The following is a 4414-nucleotide window of genomic DNA, read 5'->3' as shown; positions in this document are numbered from 1 at the left end:
CGACCTGGCGGAGCGGGTGCCGCCGGACGCGCTTTCGGCGACCGACCTGGCGGCGGTGGCCGAGGCGGCCCGCGCCGCCGCGACGACCGCCGGGGTGAGCGTCGAAGTCCACTCGGGCACGGCCGACCCGCGGGTAGCGGGGCTTCGCGACCGGGCCACCCGGCTGACGGCGTCGGTGGTTACCGGCTGAGGGCACCGGGTAAATCACAGCGAGTCCATGGAAGGACGCCAGGAAATTCTCAGGAACGAGGCGTTCCATGGACGGGCCGGAGGCTTTGTCGAGGGCTGGAGCTGTGCATGAGCGAGTACGACCGCGGACCGCAGGGAGGCGGCGACCACCCGCCGTACCAGCAGTACTACGGCCAGGAGTACTACGGGCACCAGCAGTACTACGACCAGCCCCGTGACCAGTGGGGCCGCCCGTACCCGCAGTACACCCAGCCGATGTACCCGCCACCCGCGTACCAGCCGCTGCCGCGCAAGCGCCACCCGCTGCGGACGCTCACCCTCACGGTGGTCGCGATCGCGCTGGCCGTGGTCGCCGGGCTCGGCATCGGGCACCTGATCGCCGGCGCGAACAACCCGACGGCGAGCGGCAACCAGAACTTCGGCTTCTCCGGCCAGCCCAGCGCGTCGCAGACGGTGCTCGACGTCGACGCCGTGTCGGCCAAGGTCAACCCGGCCATCGTGAACATCGAAACCGAGCTCGGCCTGCAGGGCGCGGCCGCGGCGGGCACCGGCATCGTGCTGACCCCGGACGGCGAGGTGCTCACCAACAACCACGTCGTCGCCGGCTCGACCAGCATCAAGGCCACCAGCATCGGCACCGGGGACACGTACACGGCGGACGTCGTCGGCTACAACCGCAGCGAAGACGTCGCGGTCCTGCGGCTGCGGAAGGCGTCCGGCCTGCCCACCGCGGTCATCGGCGACTCGTCGAAGGTCGCCGTCGGCGACCAGATCCTCGGGCTCGGCAACGCCGGCGGCAAGGGCGGCGACCCGGTGCCCGCGCCCGGCACGGTGACCGCGCTGGACCAGTCGATCACCGCGTCGGACGAGTCCAGCGGCTCGTCCGAGCAGCTCAAGGGCCTGATCCAGGTCCGGGCGAACATCGAATCGGGCGACTCCGGCGGCCCGCTGGTCAACGCGGACGCGCAGGTCATCGGCGTGGACACGGCCGCGTCCACCGGCTACCAGCTCAACGGCCGCCGCAGCGGCGGTGCGGGTCAGGGCTTCGCCATCCCGATCAACAAGGCGGTCGACATCGCCCACCAGATCGTCGCGGGTACGGCGTCGGACACGGTCCACATCGGCAAGACGGCGTTCATCGGCGTCTCGGTCACCGACGGCCAGGGCGGCGCCCAGGTCCGCCAGGTGGTCCCGCGCGGCCCGGCGCAGAAGGCGGGGCTCGCGGCGGGCGACGTCATCACGGCCATCGACGGCAAGCCGGTCGACTCGGCGACGACGTTGACGACCGTGATGGACGGCCACCACCCGGGCGACCAGCTGAGCCTGACGGTGACGAGCGCCGGTGGCGCGCAGCGTCAGGTGCCGGTCAAGGCGATCGAGGGCCCGGTCGGTTAGCGGAGGGTCTCGTTCAGCACTTCGCGGTGGGTCCGCTTCGCCGCGAGGTAGCGCTCACGGCCGGCGTCGGTGATCGTCACGAAGATGCCGCGCCGGTCCAGCTCGCACAGCGCGCGCTCGACCAGGCCTTCCTTCTCCAGCCGGGCGACCAGCCGTGAGGTGGCGCTCTGGCTGAGGTGGATGGCACCGGTCAGGTCGGCCGAGCGGCACTTGAAGTCGCAGGTCGCGAGGCGCTCGAGGGCCTCGAACTCGTTCGCGCCGATCCCGTGGCGCTCCTGGAGGCGGCACTCGAGCGTGCTGAACACGGCCGAGTAGCGCGCCAGCAGCTCGTGCCACTCCTGCACCAGGCCTTGCTCAGCGACGTCGCTCACAGCGACCAACCTAGCATGCACGGACATCAGATGCAAATACATTAAATGCTTAGACATTAGATGCGTGTGCATGTAATGTCGCCGCCATGAGCTCTTCCGTGTCCTTGTCCACCACCTCAACCCGGTGGGACGCACGTCTCTGGGGTGTCCTGCTCACCGTTTCGATCGTCATCGGCCTCGACGCGCTCGACGTGTCGATGGTCGGGGTGGCGCTGCCCGCCATCCAGGCCGACCTCGGCCTCTCCACCAACGCGCTGCAATGGGTCGTCAGCGGGTACGTCCTCGGCTACGGCGGGCTGCTGCTGCTCGGCGGGCGCACCGCCGACCTGCTCGGCCGCCGCCGGGTGTTCCTCGTCGCCGTCGCGGTGTTCGCGCTGGCCTCGCTGCTCGGCGGCCTCGTCGACGACGGCGCGCTGCTCATCGCCAGCCGCTTCATCAAGGGCCTGGCGGCCGCGTTCACGGCGCCGGCCGCGCTGTCCATCATCACCACGACGTTCCAGGAGGGCCCGGCCCGCAACAAGGCGATCAGCATCTTCGCCGTGTTCGGCGCCAGCGGGTACTCCGCCGGCCTCGTGTTCTCCGGCTTGCTGACCGAGGTCGGCTGGCGCTGGACGTTCCTGCTCCCGGCGCCGATCGCGCTGATCGCGTTCGCCGCCGCGTGGAAGCTGATCCCGTCGTATGAGCGCGAAGAGGGCCGCGGCTACGACTTCCCGGGCGCCATCACCGGCGCCGCCGGCTCGCTGCTGCTGGTGTTCGGCGTCGTCGAGGCCCCGGAGATCGGCTGGGCCGCGCCGCGGACGCTCATCACGTTCCTGGTCGCGCTCGCGCTGCTGGTGACGTTCGTGGTCATCGAGAAGCGCAGCGCGCACCCGCTCCTGCGGCTGGGCATCCTGCGCTCGGGCCCGCTGGCCCGCGCCAACCTCGGCGGCGCGCTGTTCTTCGGCGCCTACATCGGGTTCCAGTTCGTCGTGATGCTGTACCTGCAGCGGGTGCTGGGCTGGTCGGCCCTGCAGACGGCGCTGGGCTTCCTGCCCGCCGCGTTGATCGTGGCGTTCGGCTCGCCGCGCATCGAGCCGCTGATCGACCGCGTCGGCACCCCGCGCACGATCTTCGCGGGCGTGGTCGCGCACGTCATCGGCTACGCGCTGTTCCTGCGGATCGACGAGCACTCCGGCTACGCGGGCTTCGTCCTGCCCAGCATGATCCTGCTCGGCATCGGCTTCACGCTGGCGTTCTCGTCCCTCAACATCCAGGGCACGGCCGGCGTCGCCGACAACGAGCAGGGCCTGGCGGGCGGCCTGTTGAACACGTCCCTGCAGGTGGGCGGCGCGATCGGCCTGGCGGTGGTGACGGCGGTCCTGACCGCCAACGGCGGCCGCGAGGCCTCCCCGGCCGCGCTGCTGACCGGGCTGACGCCGGCGTTGAGCGTGGTCACCGGTATCGCGGTGCTGGGACTGTTGATCGCGATCAGCGGCTTGGTGGCGCGTAAGCGCCCGGCCGAAGAGCCGGTCCCCGAGGGCGACCTCCTGGCCCTCGCCGACTGACGCAGGTGCCGGGGCGCTGGATCCCGATGCCGTGAATGACTCATTCATGTCGTCCGACGACATGAATGAGTCATTCACTACGTTCGGGACGGGGCCCCGGCAAAGTCGGGCAGCAGGGCCGATCCGCCCAGCCGCGATGTCATGAAAGGGTCGTTCATCTCGCCAGACGACATGAATGACCCCTTCATGGCGTCCCCGCGACGCCGGGCAGACCACGCGGCCAGCCCGCGCAGCCGGTCACCCGCTCGCTGGCGCGACCCTTGCCGGGACGGTCGGGCCGAGGTCACCGACCGCCCCGCTCGTCCGTGCCGGGGACCTTCGCCGTGGTGATGGCGATGCGGTTCCACGTGTTGATCGTGAAGATCAGCGCGAGCAGCTGGGCCAGTTCCTCTTCGCCGAACTGAGCCGCGGCGCGCTCGTAGACGTCGTCGGGGACGCCGCCCTGGACCAGCGTCACGGCCTCGGTCAGCGCCAGCGCGGCCTGCTCCTTCTCGCTGAAGAAGTTCGTGGCCTCGTGCCACACGGCGATCATGTGCAGCCGTTCCTCGCTCTCGCCGGCCTTGCGGGCGTCGGAGGTGTGCATGTGCAGGCAGTAGGCGCAGCGGTTGAGCTGCGACGCGCGGATCTGCACCAGTTCGACCAGCGCGGGGTCGAGCCCGGCGCGGGCGGCGGCGTCGAAGCCGATCAAGGCCTTGAAGGCCTTCGGGGCGGTCTTGGCGAAGTTCACTCGGTTCGTCATGACCAGAAATCTAGGGCCCGGTTGACCCGCGTGTAGGGTGCATTTCCGTGGCGAATTCGTGGGTCAATTCGGGGGAGCGGGACCTGCACCTGGAGCTGCCGGGCACCGGCGGCAGGCGGGCCGCGCTCATCGCCGCGCTGCGGGACGCCGTCCGCGCCGGGCGGCTCGCCCCGGGC

The 4414-nt window shown here is 70.7% G+C and carries 5 protein-coding genes; 3 read left to right on the top strand and 2 right to left on the bottom strand.

All coding sequences use genetic code 11. From position 1 onward, the window contains the following. Window positions 1-190 (top strand): hypothetical protein (locus G3I65_RS38465; protein ID WP_203612634.1); only part of this gene is annotated, 190 nt, incomplete at its 5' end. Between the two features lie 107 nt (window positions 191-297). Next, complete coding sequence (locus tag G3I65_RS38460) at window positions 298-1584, top strand: S1C family serine protease (RefSeq protein ID WP_160700448.1); 1287 nt, start codon at window positions 298-300, stop codon at window positions 1582-1584. Here G3I65_RS38460 and G3I65_RS38455 read toward each other — a convergent pair. Next, window positions 1581-1955: a MarR family transcriptional regulator gene (locus G3I65_RS38455; protein WP_160700447.1), complete on the bottom strand. Its 375-nt coding sequence runs from the start codon at window positions 1953-1955 to the stop codon at window positions 1581-1583. The two genes, G3I65_RS38460 and G3I65_RS38455, sit on opposite strands and share 4 nt — an antisense overlap. An 86-nt stretch (window positions 1956-2041) precedes the next feature. Here G3I65_RS38455 and G3I65_RS38450 point away from each other — a divergent pair, with 86 nt between their 5' ends. Further along, window positions 2042-3499 carry an MFS transporter gene (locus tag G3I65_RS38450; RefSeq protein ID WP_160700446.1) on the top strand — a complete coding sequence of 486 codons (1458 nt, stop codon included), beginning with the start codon at window positions 2042-2044 and terminating at the stop codon, window positions 3497-3499. A gap of 283 nt (window positions 3500-3782) precedes the next feature. On the opposite strand, the gene G3I65_RS38445 is transcribed toward G3I65_RS38450, so the two are convergent. Then, window positions 3783-4238: a carboxymuconolactone decarboxylase family protein gene (locus tag G3I65_RS38445; protein WP_160700445.1), complete on the bottom strand. Its 456-nt coding sequence runs from the start codon at window positions 4236-4238 to the stop codon at window positions 3783-3785. Window positions 4239-4414: the final 176 nt, after the last annotated feature.

This window comes from Amycolatopsis sp. SID8362 (assembly GCF_010550475.1).
Classification (GTDB): Bacteria; Actinomycetota; Actinomycetes; order Mycobacteriales; family Pseudonocardiaceae; genus Amycolatopsis; species Amycolatopsis eburnea.
Note: the sequence above shows the minus strand (reverse complement) of the source record. Positions and strands in the feature narration are given on the sequence as shown.